Origin of the sequence: Sporosarcina sp. SG10008 (assembly GCF_044569405.1) — a bacterium.
Classification (GTDB): domain Bacteria; phylum Bacillota; class Bacilli; order Bacillales_A; family Planococcaceae; genus Sporosarcina; species Sporosarcina psychrophila.
In genome coordinates this window covers 4,495,534-4,512,925 of sequence record NZ_CP172607.1, presented here as the reverse complement: position 1 = coordinate 4,512,925, position 17,392 = coordinate 4,495,534, and the positions used below count along the sequence as shown (strand labels likewise).

The 17,392-nt window shown below is 41.2% G+C and carries 19 protein-coding genes and 1 pseudogene; 1 reads left to right on the top strand and 19 read right to left on the bottom strand.

Annotation, left to right across the window (positions count from 1 at the left end; all coding sequences use genetic code 11):
* Positions 1-434 precede the first annotated feature (434 nt).
* Positions 435-1,292 (top strand): YitT family protein, encoded by an 858-nt coding sequence (locus tag ACGLYD_RS21300; RefSeq protein WP_067205014.1) that lies wholly within the window; start codon positions 435-437, stop codon positions 1,290-1,292.
* A 193-nt stretch (positions 1,293-1,485) separates the two neighbouring features.
* Here ACGLYD_RS21300 and ACGLYD_RS21295 read toward each other — a convergent pair whose 3' ends face one another.
* From ACGLYD_RS21295 to ACGLYD_RS21205, 19 genes and pseudogenes are all read right to left on the bottom strand, one after another.
* Entirely contained in the window at positions 1,486-2,100 is a 615-nt protein-coding gene (locus tag ACGLYD_RS21295) for a TerD family protein (protein ID WP_187046502.1), read from the bottom strand.
* Positions 2,101-2,114: 14 nt separating this feature from the next.
* Entirely contained in the window at positions 2,115-3,185 is a 1,071-nt protein-coding gene (locus tag ACGLYD_RS21290; RefSeq protein ID WP_067205006.1) for a toxic anion resistance protein, read from the bottom strand.
* Between the two features lie 5 nt (positions 3,186-3,190).
* Positions 3,191-4,819 carry a YceG family protein gene (locus tag ACGLYD_RS21285; protein ID WP_067205004.1) on the bottom strand — a complete coding sequence of 543 codons (1,629 nt, stop codon included), beginning with the start codon at positions 4,817-4,819 and terminating at the stop codon, positions 3,191-3,193.
* A 60-nt stretch (positions 4,820-4,879) separates the two neighbouring features.
* Positions 4,880-5,683, bottom strand: a complete 804-nt coding sequence (locus ACGLYD_RS21280) for a hypothetical protein (protein ID WP_187046501.1) — start codon at positions 5,681-5,683, stop codon at positions 4,880-4,882.
* Positions 5,680-6,792 (bottom strand): cysteine protease StiP family protein, encoded by a 1,113-nt coding sequence (locus ACGLYD_RS21275; RefSeq protein WP_399630434.1) that lies wholly within the window; start codon positions 6,790-6,792, stop codon positions 5,680-5,682. Before ACGLYD_RS21275 ends, ACGLYD_RS21280 begins: the two co-directional genes overlap by 4 nt.
* Positions 6,793-6,808: 16 nt before the next feature.
* Entirely contained in the window at positions 6,809-8,185 is a 1,377-nt protein-coding gene (locus ACGLYD_RS21270) for a phosphoribosyltransferase family protein (RefSeq protein ID WP_399630431.1), read from the bottom strand.
* Positions 8,148-9,326 carry an HpcH/HpaI aldolase/citrate lyase family protein gene (locus ACGLYD_RS21265; protein WP_187046499.1) on the bottom strand — a complete coding sequence of 393 codons (1,179 nt, stop codon included), beginning with the start codon at positions 9,324-9,326 and terminating at the stop codon, positions 8,148-8,150. Before ACGLYD_RS21265 ends, ACGLYD_RS21270 begins: the two co-directional genes overlap by 38 nt.
* 78 nt (positions 9,327-9,404) lie before the next feature.
* Positions 9,405-10,160, bottom strand: a complete 756-nt coding sequence (locus tag ACGLYD_RS21260; RefSeq protein ID WP_067204993.1) for a TerC family protein — start codon at positions 10,158-10,160, stop codon at positions 9,405-9,407.
* A gap of 57 nt (positions 10,161-10,217) precedes the next feature.
* Complete coding sequence (locus tag ACGLYD_RS21255; protein ID WP_067204991.1) at positions 10,218-10,796, bottom strand: TerD family protein; 579 nt, start codon at positions 10,794-10,796, stop codon at positions 10,218-10,220.
* A 246-nt stretch (positions 10,797-11,042) separates the two neighbouring features.
* A complete protein-coding gene (locus ACGLYD_RS21250) occupies positions 11,043-11,621 on the bottom strand; it encodes a TerD family protein (protein ID WP_067204989.1) in 579 nt (192 codons plus the stop codon).
* Between the two features lie 31 nt (positions 11,622-11,652).
* On the bottom strand, positions 11,653-12,270 hold the full coding sequence (locus tag ACGLYD_RS21245) for a TerD family protein (protein ID WP_067204987.1): 618 nt from the start codon (positions 12,268-12,270) through the stop codon (positions 11,653-11,655).
* Between the two features lie 374 nt (positions 12,271-12,644).
* The gene (locus ACGLYD_RS21240; protein WP_067204984.1) at positions 12,645-13,025 is read right to left on the bottom strand and encodes a hypothetical protein; all 381 of its coding nucleotides are present in this window, start codon (positions 13,023-13,025) and stop codon (positions 12,645-12,647) included.
* 139 nt (positions 13,026-13,164) lie between these two features.
* Positions 13,165-13,620 (bottom strand): GNAT family N-acetyltransferase, encoded by a 456-nt coding sequence (locus tag ACGLYD_RS21235; protein ID WP_187046498.1) that lies wholly within the window; start codon positions 13,618-13,620, stop codon positions 13,165-13,167.
* Positions 13,592-14,110, bottom strand: a complete 519-nt coding sequence (locus ACGLYD_RS21230) for an NUDIX hydrolase (protein ID WP_067204979.1) — start codon at positions 14,108-14,110, stop codon at positions 13,592-13,594. The genes ACGLYD_RS21235 and ACGLYD_RS21230 overlap by 29 nt, the downstream gene beginning before the upstream one ends.
* Positions 14,107-14,832 carry a nucleotidyltransferase domain-containing protein gene (locus ACGLYD_RS21225; RefSeq protein WP_399630421.1) on the bottom strand — a complete coding sequence of 242 codons (726 nt, stop codon included), beginning with the start codon at positions 14,830-14,832 and terminating at the stop codon, positions 14,107-14,109. Before ACGLYD_RS21225 ends, ACGLYD_RS21230 begins: the two co-directional genes overlap by 4 nt.
* 95 nt (positions 14,833-14,927) lie before the next feature.
* Positions 14,928-15,206: an NUDIX domain-containing protein gene (locus tag ACGLYD_RS21220; protein WP_399630419.1), complete on the bottom strand. Its 279-nt coding sequence runs from the start codon at positions 15,204-15,206 to the stop codon at positions 14,928-14,930.
* 784 nt (positions 15,207-15,990) lie between these two features.
* A complete protein-coding gene (locus ACGLYD_RS21215) occupies positions 15,991-16,545 on the bottom strand; it encodes a GNAT family N-acetyltransferase (protein ID WP_399630416.1) in 555 nt (184 codons plus the stop codon).
* Positions 16,546-16,550: 5 nt separating this feature from the next.
* Positions 16,551-16,811: pseudogene (locus ACGLYD_RS21210) on the bottom strand (DUF3977 family protein).
* The gene (locus ACGLYD_RS21205) at positions 16,798-17,346 is read right to left on the bottom strand and encodes a GrpB family protein (RefSeq protein WP_399630414.1); all 549 of its coding nucleotides are present in this window, start codon (positions 17,344-17,346) and stop codon (positions 16,798-16,800) included. The pseudogene ACGLYD_RS21210 and the gene ACGLYD_RS21205 overlap by 14 nt, the downstream one beginning before the upstream one ends.
* Between the last annotated feature and the right edge of the window lie 46 nt (positions 17,347-17,392).

The window sequence follows — 17,392 nt, the reverse complement described above, 5'->3', positions numbered from 1 at the left end:
GCTCTTTTTTCAGTTCCCCCTCGTATAGGTAAACCAAATGGTCCCCCCTAATTGCGAAAACTAAAAATGGTGAACAACTGAATACCTACATAAACTAAGCGAATGCGCCTTAACAGGAATAGCTGGAGCCACGAGATCGGCTAGTGGTTTTTCTACTGGCTTATCGTGGGGGGCATCCCCGAGCGCCACAGCGAATTCAATGGTATTCTTTACGTCAACTTATAAAATACAATTCCCGCCATATACATGCTTTAAGGACAGCTTTTTAATAATGCTAGCAGTACTTCCCCTCCCCACTCTCATCAAACACAACATAAATTCCCTCCAACAGGAATTTCATCAAACGTTTAAGGGTACCATTTCTATATATGGTTCGTTACAATGGAAGTTCTAACAAGTTATTTTATCTTTATTGAAAACAACAGGAGGTTGTCATGTTTTTCTTAGAAGCAAAACGCATTATTGTCGTTATCTTTGGTTCCTTGTTACTTGCAATCTCGCTTAACTTCTTTTTAATCAATGCAAATGTCTATGCCAGCGGATTTGCGGGTGCTGCGCAACTGACATCTAGTGTATTAAATGATTTCATCGGCGTTGAGATTAGTACAGGAATATTATTGTTACTATTCAATATTCCCGTCTTTATATTAGGATGGTACAAAGTAGGTAAAGGATTTACCATCTATAGCATCGTTTCCGTTATCTTTGTTACAATTTTCTTAGAACTCTTACCTGTCCTATCTCTATCAAACGATATTATTCTAAATGCCGTGTTTGGCGGTGTAATTGCAGGTGTAGGAGTTGGGATTTCGATGAAACTTGGGGCATCTACAGGCGGAATGGATATTATCGCTATGGTCCTATCACGCTTACAAGATAAGCCTATTGGAACCTATTTTTTACTGCTGAACGGTATCATAATCGTCTTGGCAGGTTTTCTGTATGAACCGGAAAACGCATTATATACGATGTTAGCATTGTATGTAACTACAGTTGTGATTGACGCACTCCATACACGTCACGAAAAAGTGACCGCAATGATTGTTACACAAAAGGCAGACGAATTACAGCATGCGATTCATCAGAAAATGGTACGTGGCATAACGATTCTTCCCGCAAAAGGTGCGTATTCAAAAGAGGATAAGCATATGCTTTATCTTGTGATCACTCGTTATGAATTATATGATTTGGAAAAAATAATTAATGAAATAGATCCAAATGCGTTTACGAATATTGTTCAAACTGCTGGTGTTTACGGATTCTTTAGACGTGAAGGCGATCAAGTTAAATAAACCTATAACACTGAATTCCATATAAGTTGAAATAAAGATTCCCTTCAACACCGCTACGGCGCTCGGGGATGCCTGCCCCCCCTTGTAAGGTGCCTTCACTCAGTTAACATAAGTGTTCATTTGTTCAACATATACAGTACTAAAAATGACCAGACATCAATTGATGTCTGGTCATTTTTAGTAGATACCGATTTTACTTCGAACCAGCTTGCCAACTCATTCCCCATCCATAAGCCTGGTCCATCTTGGCATGCCCTGGAAAATAGTCGACAAGTCTTTTGACGCTAAACGTCTCGTTTTGTACATTTTCAATCATTGCAATTGCGCACATAATTTGCCCGTTACGATGCTCATCAAGCTTGACGGCAATATCTTCTCCACCGCCGTATGTCAACTTGACGATCCCGCCCGCTTCTGACCAATTTGCAGCGCCCTCATAAATGAATGCATACACAAGCACGCGTTTAATATCTTTAATACGGGAACCGTTGATACGTAGATTTTCTCCGCCTGTCGAAGCCCCCGTACGATCGTCATGGTCAAGCTGAATATATGGACCATCTTTCAACGAACCAAAAGCATTACCTAGTGCCTGAACACAGCCCTTTTCTCCTGAATTCAATTCATACAGGCAACCAAGATCTAAATCAAAGTTTTTCTGTCCGCCACCAAACAGCGAGGATAGGAATCCGCCACTTTTAGCCGCTTTGGAGTTTTGATTCCAGTTCAAGTTAACTAGAATCTCACCTACATCATTTCCTTTTTTCGTTAAATTTATGGACTGCCCTTTTTTCTTCAGTTCGATCATATCGGTTCCTCCAGTCACTTACCGAAATTTTTCATACTGTCCTGTAGCTGTGCAATCCGTTTCATGCCATCTTCCCTTGTACGTTTGTTTTCATCTTCAATAGCTCTCGTTTCCTCGAGCCCTTTCACGATTGTGCTCCAACTTTCTTCAATCGTTTCAATTTTAATACTCGGACCTCCTGCAGTACGGGCAATTTCCACACTTTGTCTAGCGATATTCTGCGAGTTTTTTAGTAACATTTCATTTGTTCTTTTATCAAGTTCATCCATAGAATCTGCCACAAGTTTTTGACGTTTCGCAGCAACCGCTTGGATGATACCGTTTTTAAATATTGGAATCGTTGTAATGAATGCAGAATTGATTTTCCCAATAAGTTTCGTATTACCGCGTTGTAAGACCCGGAGCTGGGGTGCTGTCTGCAACGCGACCATTCTTGCCATTTCAAGGTCATAGACCCGCTCTTCAAGCGACTGTATCGCATTATTCATAGTATCTAATTCCATCTGCGCTAATTGATCGCCGCCTGCTGATCTTTGTTCAAGACCTGGAACGAGCGCCCGCAGCTCTTCAGCTTTAATCTGCCCAGCTACAACATACTTTTCAAGTGCCATGTAATAGTTATAGTTTTGGTCATACATTTCGTCCATATTGGTCGTTGAACGAATCATTTCGTCTTTATACTTTGAAATTTCGATGTGTATGCCTTCGATTTCCTTGCCGAGCGTTTGGTATTTGCCGAACACTTTTTCAATTAATTTATCTCCACGCTTGAAAAACTTGCCCAAAAAACCTTTTGGCTCGTCAAAGTCATTTTTATCGAATTTATCCATCGTTTTCCCAAGTTGTTTCAACATCTCGCCTGAATCAGTTACACTCGATGAACGCATGGAAGCCAATATGCGATCAGCAAAAGTGGAAATTTCAACGGCCGGTTCTTTCCCAAATTCTAATAATCCGGTCTGGTTTCTAGTATCGATTGACCGGACTAAATTTTGAACCTCTGGATCCTGTCGTAACTGTAAGCGTAGTGCTTCCGCTTTGTTTTCCGTCAATACTTCCACTTCATAATTCTTTGTTTCTTCCATGCCATTCAATCCCTTCCGTTAAAAAGTCGATTTAAAAAACCGCTTACAATTGATGCATCCTTTTTATTCTCCTGAAAGGATAGATCGAACACCATGTCTTCCAGCATATGATGATCAAAATATTCTTTCCCAATAAAGTGCTCCAGATCATTGTGACCGGGTGGATTATATAAGATAATATCAAGTCCAATTTCATTCAACAGTAACAGTAATGCTGCATCTGCCCTAGACAAAATACCATTAACTTCATTGTTATATAAAATCACTTTTGGAACCTCTTGCGCATAATCAAACGTTTGCAAAAGATTGATCAATTCTTCCGGTATGGAAGTTGCCTGTGTGAACAAATAGAGAGAGACTTGTTCCGGTGTTTCCCCCGGTTGTGCCTTCATTTTCGAATGGGCGCAAATCCTTGAAATGGCCGCCGCGAGTCCTAGTTGAGCACCGTCATGTAGTTGACCGTACTGCCACCAGTTGCTTTGCATCATTTTTTCCGGGACCAAACGACCATCTTTGCCAAGTGCATGCTGGTAATGATATTGGTTATTCGCTTTCGTTTCTTGTATGAATGGGAATTTTTTCACTACTACACAATTCGGTTGGCTAGTGAGCCGATGCATTTTATCCCAATATTCTTTTCGGCTGGTTGAAACGCCGGAAACTTTCGCGAACAATGCGGGTATCTTCACTTCATCCCCATTGGCAGAGAAATTTGGTCGTATAAATGCCTTTTCTTTCGCCAATAGAAAAATCTCGTCATATGTCGTTTTTAATGTAACTGCCACGGGGAGATGGTTGCGGAATTGCCATGGCTTATAATAAGCAGAACCTTCATGGTGAAGTACGTGATCGATTTCTTTCGAAGCACGGTATGCGACTGTCCCTTGTCGTTTCGGTTCTTCTTGCGGAAAAGGTTGGATTTTCATGGTGGTCGGATATTCCGTCAAGAAGGACCAGTTGTTGTCAGGATCAAGCTCTTTAAAATCGTCTTTTCCTTCCGGATGAAGAATGACAACATCCATTCCCAATAAGATTGTATAGAACAGAAAATACATCTGACTTTTGTTCATATCGCCGTACCAGATAATGTGTGGGATATCCTTATCGATCGGTGTTCCCTTGACCCATGGATCAATATGATTCCACGTCCATTTGATGATATCAAGAAAAACTCGTCGGAATTCCGGATGATGAAATGCACCCGCATGATTTTTCTTGAATAGTTCAAATACCTCAATGAGTGTTGACCGGATTAATCTATTGAAATCAGGGTCTTCGCCGTATTTTGGAAGCAACTGTGCCCCCTCCAAAAAAGCTACAAAGCGGTTAATCGATAGATTCGGTTTTTCCTGAATAAGATCATAAATTCGCTGGATGGCTTGAAATCGTTCTGGTGGCATGTTCTTATCAAGTGTTTCAGATAATACATACACACCAGGGGCCTGGCTCGCTGTGTATAATTCAATCATATATTCTGTTTCATCAAAACCTGATCCGACAATACGTGTAGCAATCTGACTGTATTGTATACGTTCTTCTCCCAATTGATAATCAGGGCGGGTAGCAATTGGCTTGCTGAGTTCGGTTGCCCAATTCGAGTATTCAACCTTCTTAAGTATCAGTTTCCTTATCATCTTCACTCCCCCCAATCACCTATTTTTTTGCGTCAATGGAAGGGGCGTAGTCCGATATCGTCAACGGATTCCAGGAGTTAATTGGAGACGCTTCGAAAGAATAGCTTCAATGATTTCCTCCGATGCCAAAATCCCTGTTTTTTGTGTCAGTCCTAGATGACCAAATTTAGCTGCCGCTTCCCCGTGCCGTGGTATCAGACCAAACTCCGCCTGTTCAATCAAGCAGACATCCAAATTGGAATCCCCTGCCGTATAAACCGTTTGCTTTCCTTCTTTTTTTGCAACATAGTCCACCGCATCCCATTTATTGATGAATGATGGAATGAAGTAAACTTTTCTGCCTTGAACTGAAAATGCCCAGTCATGCGCTGCCGCCCACTGTGAATAATAATTGATCCGCTCAGCTGATAGCGGTGGTTCAATAATCAAGTACACAAAAAATCGCTCTACCACACGAATGGATTTCAACCAAGACGCATCCGCAGTCTCTTCTATTTTCCGCTTCACATCATCCACTGAAGCGGTACTTCCATCTATTTTAGTACGGATATAATCCTGCCAGTGCGTATCTATATGTCCATCTTTCAGCACAACGCCGCCATTACAAGTAATCGCGTATGTAGGACGTATTTCTTCATGAAATAGTGAGACTCGATTATACTGTTCAATTGTTCTTGTCGTTACAGGAACAAACATCATCTCATCGGACAGTTCGCGTAATAGCGCAATCGCTTTTTCTGTCATGAATGAAATGTCTCTTCCATTATATACTTCAATATTACGAACAGATACATTCAAGGTTTCCTCGCCAAAGCGCCGTTTCGAATAAATAAGTGTTCCATCTAAATCGCTTGCGAACATCATACTTTTTTCTCCAACGGTTTAATAAGTCCACAACAAGTATAAGTCATCTGTTCATAAACCTCCACAGGTACAGCTCTTTCCTTTGCAAGTTGGAAAATATGTTTAAGCCGCACATCGTTTAAATCCTTAACTAATATCTTCCATGGTAGACGTCGTAAAAGAACACGTGTCGTCTCTCCAACACCAGGTTTGATGAGATTCACATTTTCAATGCCGTAGTGCTCCTGAATTGATGCAATTGTTTTCATTCCCTGCCATGTCGGGCTCATATCTGTTTTCTTTAAAGCTTCTTTCGCCGCTTCGATTAACATTGCTGCCGCTTCAAATTCTGCCGTAATGACATCAATATGATGATTCGATACATCTTTATCCTGAAGTTCCGAATAGAATTTCGCTCCGTGGAAATCCGTCGCTCCTATCCAGCGGCTGTTCAGAACCGTTCGGCTAACTAGGCCTGATACTGTTGAATTCAAACAGGCGCTTGGGATTAGAAAGTCCTCCCGCGTCCCATATAAGGAAGAGCAGTGACCCGGATCCGCCAATACAACGAGTTCGTCGTCCAGTAGGATACCATATTTTTCTTTAAACGACTCCACAGACTTTGTCAGCTCCATAGATATCGCACCTTTACCAGTCCAACCGTCGACAAAAACGACGCGCTTATCAGGATGTTGACTCGTAATATACAGCATCGCATTTTCATCGATGCCACGTCCTCGAATGATGGATATGCTATAATGCGGTAAATTCAACCCATATACCGCATTAATATAACGTTTCATCAAGATACCTATCGGCGTCCCAGCCCTCGCAAGGGAAACAAGAACAAGTTCCTTCCCTTTTTTCTCAATGAGGAGTTCCGAAACTGCGCCGACCGCTGTTGCTACTTTTCGCTTTGAAGTATTGAGTGACTCGTAAAAAAGAGTTAAATAGGCTTCGGTTGGCTCATATTCAATGGGAAGCATTTCCGAATAATGGGCGCCGCCTTGAATAGCCTCTTCCCGTTCATTCAGGCTTCTTTCAAGGCTCGCATCTGACAGATCTTTCAATAGAAAAACGACATCTTCAGATGAATAACTTCCAGTCACTGTTTTAGTCATTTGTTGCATTTTCTACTCACACCTTTCAAGTGAAGTCTACAATATAGATTGCAGGTAATCCTTTGAACTGGCGTAATATCGGTTCAAGCCTGTTGTCATCTATAGGACGTTCAAAAAATAAAAAGACTTCATCGTATTCCATGTCGGATACATTATATGCATAATTCATAGTTGCTGGATCTTCAGGACTTTCAAAAGCCATTCGACTTTTTATCGGATAACCTTCTCGGTCAATTGGGAATATCGGGCTTCTCGTTGTTGAATGATAAGATACACCTTCGCCCATGTAAACAGCCGTTTTCATGGGGATATGCATGAATTCCCCAGTACCTAAACATAATGTCCGTTTTCCTGTCCGATACTTCCTCAAATATTCTCCTGCACTCTGACAGTATGCTTCAACATCCTCTTTGTTGTCCGACGAGATACCGAATCTACCAGTCAGAGACAAATAATTTGAATCATTTTTAAATCCAAAAGAATCAATTGAAGAATAAGGATAGTGAGGAAGAGGGATAGGCAATGACTTCAGACTGATTCTCTCAAAATCGGGAACTTTAACAACCAATTCGTCAATGACACTGGCATCTTCAGCTAAACCAGGTGTGCCTTCTAATTGGATTGTTCCCGTCAATAAAGCATACGTCGTGATGCGTACATCATGCAATTTCTCAAATGCCTTCAATCGTTGCTGATCTTCTACACTTCGCCAGTCCAACAGGGATAGTATTGTGTATTCCTTACGTGGAAAACGCTTTTGAATAGAAGCGATGATATTCAATGCTGTCTTGCCTGTCGTAATTTCATCATCTACCAGACAAATCGAGTGGTCATTATTCAAATACTGTTCCGGTGCATAGCAACGCTGTTCTGTAGCGTGGGAATGCTCTTCTTCAAAGTAGAGCGTCACCTCTTCATCAGCAAGCATTTCTCTAGTCGAATGAATGTAGGTAGCATCCGAAAAACAGTCAAAAACGCCATGACCGAGGGCCGTTGCCGTTTCCGCAAAACCGATGAACACAACCGGCTCATCAAGTTGACAGTGTAGTTCCTGTACAATTGAATATGCTGTTTGCAAGTTTTTAGTGGAACCGTCCTTAACTGCTTCGATGAGCTGTTCTTTTCCAGGCATTTGTTTGCTTGTCTTACCTTCATAATAAGCAGAGGCCAGCAATGCTGATGCAATCAAGGGCAGTTGAGGCGGAATAGAAATATGTTTCCCGAGTACTTTACTGACGAATAAAAAAGAACGTTTTTTGTTAATTCTTGCGGCCATCTCATATAAACTTTCAACTGAAAGCTCATATGGATTTTGGTCAATTTGTACATGTACTTGCATAGTTTCGCAAACTTCATGCGTGTACCTACTCGGATAATAAATCGATGAATGTAATGTTTTCATTGTACACCCCGTATATATCAGACTTAATTAACACTTTTTGTGCCCAGTATAGATGGGGCTTAATCTCATTCATTTTGTTCATAAATTCACTTTTGAACACACCTTTTTCACCTGTGGCCTGCTGGAAGATACTAAGTGCGTCCACATATTCTTCCTTCGTGACGACATGCAATGCCTGCACAGGCAAAAGGTGAGACGGATGAATGATTGTTTTCCCAACTAAGCCGTTCGCTCTATCTAGCAACGTTTCCTGAATTAGCCCGTCAAAATCTTTCCGTATCAATTCTTTTCTGAGAAGAAGACCCACTGAACCTGAACTTTCTTGAAATGGCGTCTCACGCAGTTGTGGTTTTAAGATACGACCGTTTGATGAGAAATGTTCCCACACTGGGCCCGATACCACGAAACCGTCATGTTGCCTGGCAAATATATTGACAACATCCGTAATTAGCTCATTGACAATGGAAATCTCATAGACAGTCGTCTCACTATCCCTCCTCAACCCGTAAAGTCCACATAAATCCGTAGCACCAATCCGGATATTCAGAATGAAGTCAGCATACCGATCAACTATCTCCTTTAAACTAAGCAACTCTGCCAAGCGACGCTCCTTGTAAAGAACATTCGGCGATTCAAGAATTGGCATACCATATAAAACTGTATTCGCTTGCTCATTCAACTGTCGCAGACCCGATAAGTAGTCCTCCGCATTATCCGATGCAAACTTAGGAAACACAAAGCCTACGAGGTTCTTCAACGAATCACCGAGCCGCTCCCCTATGTCCAGCATCTGTTGTGCACTTCTTACCCGAACAAAAATAAGTGGAGTCGTTTCTTCCGTAAGTCGACCATCCTGAACTGCAGCACTAATTTGTTGCATATGCGTAATCAGTTTATTTTCCGCCCGTTCAACTTCATGATCACCTATTGCATCTTCAAGACAGATCGCTACTGTGACAAGCTCCTTAAATTTGTTGGTAATAATGAGATGGGCTATATCCTCACGGGTTGCTGGCATATACAATAAAGCCCCCAGACTGTATGATAGCCGTTGTTTATCGGTATGCTTCGTAACCGTCTCCGGTTTCCGATAAAATAAATCTTCTAAGCCAATAGCAGCTAAGTCATTAAAATACCTCAATCTGAGCACCAACCTTATTTATTATTCGATTTAGGGTAAAAGAAAAAAGAAGGGGCTAGCCTTCTTTTTTTCTTTGTATTAAGCCATTTTCTTTTTATTCATGTTGTGAACAACGAATGTGGCAATGAACGTAAGGATTAGAATGATAAAGAATACGTAGTGGTGGACGTCAATTCCAACAACGCTCAATCCCATTTTAATCGCTATTAACATAATCAGCACATATGCTGACGTTTCAAGTTCTGGTACCTTGTCGATTAACTTCAAAAATACGCCGGCAATTCCACGCATCATCAAGACACCGAGCATTCCTCCAAGAAGAAGTACCCAAATCTGTTCACTTACACCGAAAGCAGCAAGAACACTATCTACTGAAAAAGCGATGTCCATAATCTCTACAGCAGCGATTGTTCCCCAGAATGTACCGAAAAGACGGATTAGAATACCTTCTGTTTTCATCCCAGCAATTTCTTCGTCATTACCTGCCTCTTTAGACTTATCCATAAAGTATTTAATCGCCAACCATGCGAGATAAGCCGCACCTAATGCCTTGACCCACCACAATTTAATGAGGAAAACACCGACCCCGATTGCGATAAAGCGGAAGACATAAGCACCAAGAAGCCCGTAAAACAAAGCTTTTTTTCGTTGCTTTTCTGGTAAATGTTTAACCATGACCGCCAAAACGAGAGCATTATCAGCTGACAATAGCCCCTCAAGTATGATGAGAGTACCGATTAAGCCCCAACTGACTGGATCCGATAATACTTCCACCCACATACCCCAATCAAAAAAAGCGGCATATGTATCGATTATTCCATTAAGTATCTCCATTAGTTCCTCCTGATAATAAAACAATAAAAGACTCCGACCTTTTATCAGCCCGTAAATTTATACTTCTAAACCATAATTCCGGCAAAGTGCCCCTAGCCCTCCAGAGAATCCACTACCGATTGCATTAAATTTCCAATCGTTACCGTGCCTGTACAGTTCGCAAAAAACAACTGCCGTTTCAATCGAGAAATCCTCTCCTAAATCGAAACGTAGCACCTCTTCTCCGGTCGCTTCATCCGATAATCGAACAAAGGCATTTGATACCTGACCAAAGTTTTGACTTCTTCCTTCTGCATCGTGAATCGTAACCGTAATACCAATGCGGTCAACGTACGCAGGGATTTTAGGGAAATCAACGATTACTTGCTCGTCATCCCCATCTCCTTCGCCCGTCCGGTTATCGCCAGTATGTAGAAGAGCGCCACTCGGATGCTTAAGATTATTATAGAAAATGAAGTCATGATCATTCTGGCAACGATTGCTTGCATCGACAAGAAACGCCGATGCATCAAGGTCAAACTCCTGACCGCCAGAGTATTTATTCGTATCCCAACCTAGTCCGATAACACCTCTTACAAGGCCGGGATTTGTCTTCGTCAAATCGATTTTTTGACCTTTTGATAAAGTAATCGCCATCTGAATCACTCCTGTTTATCATGATTAGAATTCAAAACTTCCATAACTATATAGATTGAATAGATGATTCCATTCAACTCCGCTCCGGCGCTTAGGGGATGCCTCCCGCGCCATAAGCCAGAAAGCGCCTTCGCCACCAGTCTTACGGCTTCGGCTACCCCTGTAAGGCGCCTACACTGAAGTTCAAATACAAACCCGATGTCAGCAACTGGCACCGGAAACAACATATATAGTTATATCAATTAATTAAGCTTGTAGTCCGTAGTCCTTAACAAGTGAACCAAGTCCGCCCTGATAGCCGCTACCAATTGCATTGAACTTCCACTCACTACCATGTCTGTAAAGTTCCCCTACAACAACAGCCGTTTCAATAGAGAAGTCTTCGCCAAGGTCATAACGGATTAACTCTTCACCGTTTGCATCGTTGACGATTCGTACATAGCTATTTGAAACTTGCCCGAAATTTTGGCTACGTTGTTCTGCATCATGAATTGTAATTGCGAATGCAATTCTTTCAACAGTAGTTGGTACAGTTGAAAGGGAAACTTTGACTTGCTCATCGTCTCCATCACCTTCACCAGTCAAGTTATCACCAGTATGAACGACGGAACCATTTCCACCCTCAAGGTTATTGAAGAAAACGAAATCTTTTTCATTTGCACATACACCCGCTGCATTCAATAAGAAAATAGAAGAATCTAGATCAAAATCTTGTCCACCGTCATATTTATTCGTATCCCAGCCAACACCAACCGTAATATTCGTTAATCCCGGGTTACTTTTCGTCAAATCTACTTTTTGTCCTTTACTCAATGAAATAGCCATTTATGTCATCCTCTTTTCTGTTTTTTATAGTTTATGAGTACCTTTTAACCATTTCGCCAAGACCTGCATCAGATGATCCTGATCCAACAGCGCCGAATTTCCATTCACTGCCGTGACGATAAATTTCTCCAACAGTTAAACTAGTTGAACCTGCATAGTTTTCGGACAGGTTGAATTTAAGTAATTCCTCATTGTTCGCTGAATTCATGACTCGGATAAACGCATTTTCGACTTGGCCGAAGTCTTGCTTACGTTTTACACAATCATAAATATTAACAACAAATACAAGTTTGTTAACGTTTGCGGGTACCTTTTTCAAGTCAACAATCACTTGCTCGTCGTCTCCGTCGCCTTCTCCAGTGATATTATCACCAGTGTGCGTTACGCTACCACATTTACTTTTCAAGTTACCAAAGTAAACCAAGTTGTCATTGCTCGCAAATTTATCGTCTTGAAGCATGATAACAGAAGCGTCTATATCCATATTTGTAGCACCGCTACCGCCACCACCGAAAAGTCCGCCGAGTAATCCGCCAGCTTTTTTCTGACTTTGAATTGGGTCCCAACCGAGGCCTACTATAATCTTCTCAAGACCTGGATGACCTTTTGTTAAATCAATTTTTTGACCCTTTTGTAAAATAATCGCCAAACCAATCACTCCTTTACATTTTAATGAATTTTTTATCTTTTCGTAAAAACACCATCATTATATATTTTACTACATCTGATACCGAACTACCAAAATGATGATTACCTATAGCCTTTTCCACCCTGCAATGCCAAATTCAACTTTCATGAATATTCTAATCGTCATTGGATAATGAATAGTAAACCTCAAAGATGACCTGACGAACCATCCAAACATCTTGGATTCCACAATGCTTGTGTTGACAGCAATATCATATAGCACAGATATTATGCAATAATGACTACTTTCCAGTTCATCACAATCATCTCTTGTTACTAGTACGTACGAACATGCCAAATGGTTTCAAAAAAAAGAAATACACAGCACTTAAGTTCCTACATCTTCAATGCACTACTCATTTCAAACACATCAAAGACATTTTCCTTAAAAATGAGTGACATGATTTTCCCTTCTTTTTCGTAGAAGTGGATATTCCCTTTTTGTTCATCTTCAAGTTCCGTCCAGCCCCACTTTTTTATTTCCTCCAAGTAGTGCTCCGGCGGTTCTCCCTGCTCCCCGCCAATATCGTTCAACTTGTACTTTGCCGATTTCGAAATTTCCGTTGTACACGCTTCTGGCTTTAGTTCACTCGCATTTTTCGGAACCGGGAAACCATGATTGATAACCGCCATGCGATAGCCCTCTTCTGCGCTATACACATTCGAACAGCCTGCCATCATACCAACAATGAAAAGAAGTATGAGTATCCGTTTCATAGCGTCATCGCCCCTTACAGAAAATTCACAACATATCACTTCTATTTTACTAGATGGATAGAGACTTGTCACGGGACGTATTTGTGACAAAGTAGATGAAATGGTTCATAGCTGTAATCAAGCATAGATTACTTTATGATTATACAATTTCCATCGACAGTCTAATCATATCCCTGCACTGGATACCGTTTTCAATGATCTCTTCCTCGTAGTGATCAACGAAAAAGTCTTTTATAACACCATCGATACGAAACCCAGATTTCTGATAAAAAGCCAATTGACCAATGCTGGAGTTACCCGTCCCAACTTCCAGGAACTTGCAGCCCAACACCTTTGCGGTCTGGATTGCGTCACTCATTAACTTCTTCCCAATCCCGCGACCATGTATACGCTCATCTACAGCTATATTTATAATCTCCATCGTTGTTATACCTAACTTAACTAGCACATAGACACCTACGATTTCGCCTTCCTCTTCAGCAACACGGCACTCCCCATTAGCTATATACAGCTCTACCTGTTCTCGCGATGGGTCGGCAAGTAGCAAGAGTTCGAAAGGTGGGGCTTCATGTTGTAGTAATTTCCTGATTTTCATTTAGGCACCTTCCTTGCACCTCACACATAATTTTTTCATACGTTGCATGCCAACCTTTATAGTATTTGGAGACGTCTTCAAAGGGGATGAAAATTCTTCTGCTTGATTCATACTTCGCTTCAAAAGGATGTAATTCAGTTATGTCCATTTTGTAAAAAACCTGATAACCCACTTTCGGATAAGGACTGTGTTCATTCCACAACGGATTTTCATTATGGTCGATTTCTATTGAACCGAGGAGTACACAATCTCCCGTTACATAACCTTCTTCCATTGCCTCACGTCTAAAGCACACCTCCGCAGTTTCATCGACTTCAATATGACCGCCCGGAAAATCCCAACCCCGATCATCCAAATCGACCATCAACAGTTGCCCGTCCTTAAAACAGAAGCCATGGACACTCGTGATCAAATCCCTTTCCGGCAAAAAACCACTTTCCCATGTCAGCTTCAGCTTATGGCCCCCCCAATCTACATATGTACTTGTCATATACGGTCTCCTTTCCCCATTGAATACCCTTCAAATAGCCTGCCACCATATGGTTTCAACACTTCATCTGCAAGATCGATAATTGCATCTTTATTACCCGTTTTATAAAATGCATCGAATGCTTGTACAAACGTTCGCGCAAAGTTCTTATCAAATTGATTTAAAGCACGCATAATCCATTTTGACGCACCAATCCATTGAACATTTGTCCGCAAGAAGAATTCATGTATGGCATCGGCAAGTGTATTCGCTATGAAGATTTCTTCCGCACGATTGGTTGAACCAATCAGATCATCGAGCGCATCCGTTATCATATACCGTTTCATTTCTATCGTTTTTATCGACCATACTTCAGGACCTTTTTTCAATAGTTCATTAGCTTCTTCCTTTATTAAAGAAACAACTCCTGAATCGAATAAGATGATTCCTTCAGACACCATTCGCGGCAATGAAGGTCGAGCCCTTTCACAGTCTTCCTTAAAAAACACCTTGTAAGACGTAAAGTTATGAACGAACACTTCGATTGGCCATCCATACTCTATAAGCGACTCACGATACGCCGATTCTATCTTTTCATCAAAAACAACGATATCCAAGTCTGATGTTGCTGTTTCTTCGCCCCTGATAACACTCCCCGCAAGCAATGCAGCTTGGCAATCCGCGAAGTGTTCTGTTATAAACCTTTTTGCGGCTTCGACGGGCTGTAATCTATTCCTATTCATAATCTCACCTTTCTCCTAACAATTTAAAGTTCTATATAAGGAATACACTTTTTCTGCAATCTCAATCGGATGGACATCTAACGATAACAGGTTATCTAACTCAATCCACGTCGGCTCATAGGCCCCCCTATCCCTAACTTCCCCGCTAAACTCTTTGCCTTGCCCCGTACCGAATGTCCCCCCGATAACTTCAGCAATGAAAAAGTACTGCACGCCAGTATAATTAACAATTCCAAGGCTATCTTAATGCTAATATGAACGCCTAATTCTTCAAATGTTTCTCTAACTGCGGCTTGTTCGAGACTTTCCTCGTTTTCAATCTCACCGCCTGGATAAACATAATACTCTTGTCCTTCTCTAACTCGTTTAATCAATGCAACCACGTCTGTTGATTAACCATTTTCTTGCATAAATAACAAGTTAGGAAGAGGCTTGAAAACCTCCATTTTCACTGGATCATTTCCGGTTCGCTTTCGGCACACTATTCACGATATGATTAACGGGGGAGCGGGTGTGGCTAGAAATGACTTCGTCATTCCTAGCCACACCCTTTTCGGTCATCTTATTGTGAATAAGTACCTGTCGCAAACCTACACTGTTTAAGTGAAAAATGCAGTTGCTTTAGAAGTAAAGAAGAGCATCCTTTTTCACAGGTTATCAGTGCCCGAAGATGCAATTTCGGGCACTCTTGCACGTTATACGATGCGTTCTTTGCTTATCTTTAACAAAGAGTATGCTCCTTATTATGTGATGCCTACTAGAAAGCGACACTTCTTTATTAGTAAAAAAGAGAAAACCATATAGAAAGTTTGAGCCGCCAAAATTGCATCTTTGGCTGCTTTTCTCCAGTTAAGAAGCCAGCTATTCTTTCGTCCCAAAGAGCTTCAGCACTACGTGTACTTATGCATTTGGAGCGCGAAGGATGAAGGGCCACCATACGATTACCGAAATAAGTGTGTAGGTATGCGACTTTGTCGCATACCTACACATCCAGACATCTCGGTAATCGTAATAGAAGTCATTCGATCCAAAGCAATCCAAAAACGCAACTACACAAGTAATGCCAGGGGGGATCAATTTTTTGGTTATTTTTGGTTAATCAACACGAATGCAATGCAACTTTATTATTTTCGATAATTACGGCAGAACCCCGATTTCTCATACATCCACACCCACTTTAGAGAGATACTCAATTAACCAACAATCCCTGTATTCCCCTTCATGCAATTCATTTTTCGGGAGCAATTTCACTTTTTCAAACCCGCATTTTTCATAACAACGAATGGCTCGTTCATTCCACGTTTGTGGGTCCATCACAATCCGGTCCGCGCCTTTTTCTTGAATTAAATAAGCCACCATCGCACTGACAATCTGTGTCCCGACGCCTTTATTCCAATACGCTGATTCCCCGATGAACTGATCCATCCCATAGAGTGTTTCTATTGAGTCGCTGTAGCCATAGGTTTGTCTTTCATCCTCATCGACTTCATAAAACTGGACATAACCTATTGGGCCCTCATCGAATTCAATTATGCAGCGTGTAGCATCGGCTTCTGCTTCGAAAAACTTCTGTTCCACTTTCTTCACATCAAACGGATTATCCCGCCCTTCGTAATACTGCAAAATTTCTGGATCTGAAAGCCATTTGGAAAGGAGGTACTTATCCCTCCATTCCAATTCGCGGATGAGTAGATTTCCTTTTTGAAACAGCATTTCATTCACCTCTTTGCTTGGAATTCAAAATCATTTACTAACCACACCAAAATCAATTTAAATTTGTTGCGGCTCTTTTTCACCCTTTTAAAACCTTCTCTTATATCCAATATGAAAACAGTTTTAAATATCCACACTCTCATATATATCGCATGAATTTTTAGCGGACCGATGATGCCTTATTCTTCGAATTCAGTACCATCTTCTAACTCTGTTTCCGTCCTAAACAACCACGTGTTCCCAAATCCAAGCTCAACGAATTTCATCAATCTTTCCTTCTTGCAGAAGTACTATCCTATCTACAAAATCCTTTTTACCCTCTGCATAGGAACGCTCATTAGTAGGAAACGCTTCCGCCATTTCCTTCTTCAGTACTTCATATTGTTTTGCGACTTCGGGATGGTCATTTAAATAATCTCGGAAAAATATGTGGTTTTGCCACCAGTCCCCACCATATTCCACAACATGAAGGACATGTGTCTTCGTTAAGTTCTCCAAATTTGAGAACTTGGCAAACACTTCTTTCCCTTCGATTTGAACACGTCCTAAATGGTAAATGTTCGCCTCTTTCAACTTGTGCTTATCAAATTTCTTCGCGTCTCCTATCGACTTAACGCCCACGAGTATATCGAGAAGTGGCTTTGCAACAATTCCGTCAATCGCCGTGCTACCGATATGTTGGATATCTACTACATGCTCACCAACCAACGAGTTCAATAGACTTTTTTCCACCCTGAAAAGTTTTTTCCAGTTATTCGTGTATCCCACTAATTTCACTACGTCTTTATTTAAACCTAACATTCCAAACCCACTCCCAATTTAAGACTTCACTTGTGGGATCAACCGA

Excerpts from the sequence above, each read along its gene's own strand:
- ACGLYD_RS21255 (WP_067204991.1), bottom strand. The coding sequence starts at position 10,796 with ATGGCGATTACTTTATCAAAAGGTCAAAAAATCGATTTGACGAAGACA.
- ACGLYD_RS21225 (WP_399630421.1), bottom strand. The coding sequence starts at position 14,832 with ATGAATAGGAATAGATTACAGCCCGTCGAAGCCGCAAAAAGGTTTATA.
- ACGLYD_RS21240 (WP_067204984.1), bottom strand. The coding sequence starts at position 13,025 with ATGAAACGGATACTCATACTTCTTTTCATTGTTGGTATGATGGCAGGC.
- ACGLYD_RS21235 (WP_187046498.1), bottom strand. The coding sequence starts at position 13,620 with ATGAAAATCAGGAAATTACTACAACATGAAGCCCCACCTTTCGAACTC.
- ACGLYD_RS21280 (WP_187046501.1), bottom strand. The coding sequence starts at position 5,683 with ATGATGTTCGCAAGCGATTTAGATGGAACACTTATTTATTCGAAACGG.
- ACGLYD_RS21270 (WP_399630431.1), bottom strand. The coding sequence starts at position 8,185 with ATGAAAACATTACATTCATCGATTTATTATCCGAGTAGGTACACGCAT.
- ACGLYD_RS21260 (WP_067204993.1), bottom strand. The coding sequence starts at position 10,160 with ATGGAGATACTTAATGGAATAATCGATACATATGCCGCTTTTTTTGAT.
- ACGLYD_RS21205 (WP_399630414.1), bottom strand. The coding sequence starts at position 17,346 with ATGTTAGGTTTAAATAAAGACGTAGTGAAATTAGTGGGATACACGAAT.
- ACGLYD_RS21230 (WP_067204979.1), bottom strand. The coding sequence starts at position 14,110 with ATGACAAGTACATATGTAGATTGGGGGGGCCATAAGCTGAAGCTGACA.
- ACGLYD_RS21275 (WP_399630434.1), bottom strand. The coding sequence starts at position 6,792 with ATGCAACAAATGACTAAAACAGTGACTGGAAGTTATTCATCTGAAGAT.
- ACGLYD_RS21215 (WP_399630416.1), bottom strand. The coding sequence starts at position 16,545 with ATGCTGTTTCAAAAAGGAAATCTACTCATCCGCGAATTGGAATGGAGG.
- ACGLYD_RS21285 (WP_067205004.1), bottom strand. The coding sequence starts at position 4,819 with ATGATAAGGAAACTGATACTTAAGAAGGTTGAATACTCGAATTGGGCA.
- ACGLYD_RS21295 (WP_187046502.1), bottom strand. The coding sequence starts at position 2,100 with ATGATCGAACTGAAGAAAAAAGGGCAGTCCATAAATTTAACGAAAAAA.
- ACGLYD_RS21290 (WP_067205006.1), bottom strand. The coding sequence starts at position 3,185 with ATGGAAGAAACAAAGAATTATGAAGTGGAAGTATTGACGGAAAACAAA.
- ACGLYD_RS21300 (WP_067205014.1), top strand. The coding sequence starts at position 435 with ATGTTTTTCTTAGAAGCAAAACGCATTATTGTCGTTATCTTTGGTTCC.
- ACGLYD_RS21250 (WP_067204989.1), bottom strand. The coding sequence starts at position 11,621 with ATGGCTATTTCATTGAGTAAAGGACAAAAAGTAGATTTGACGAAAAGT.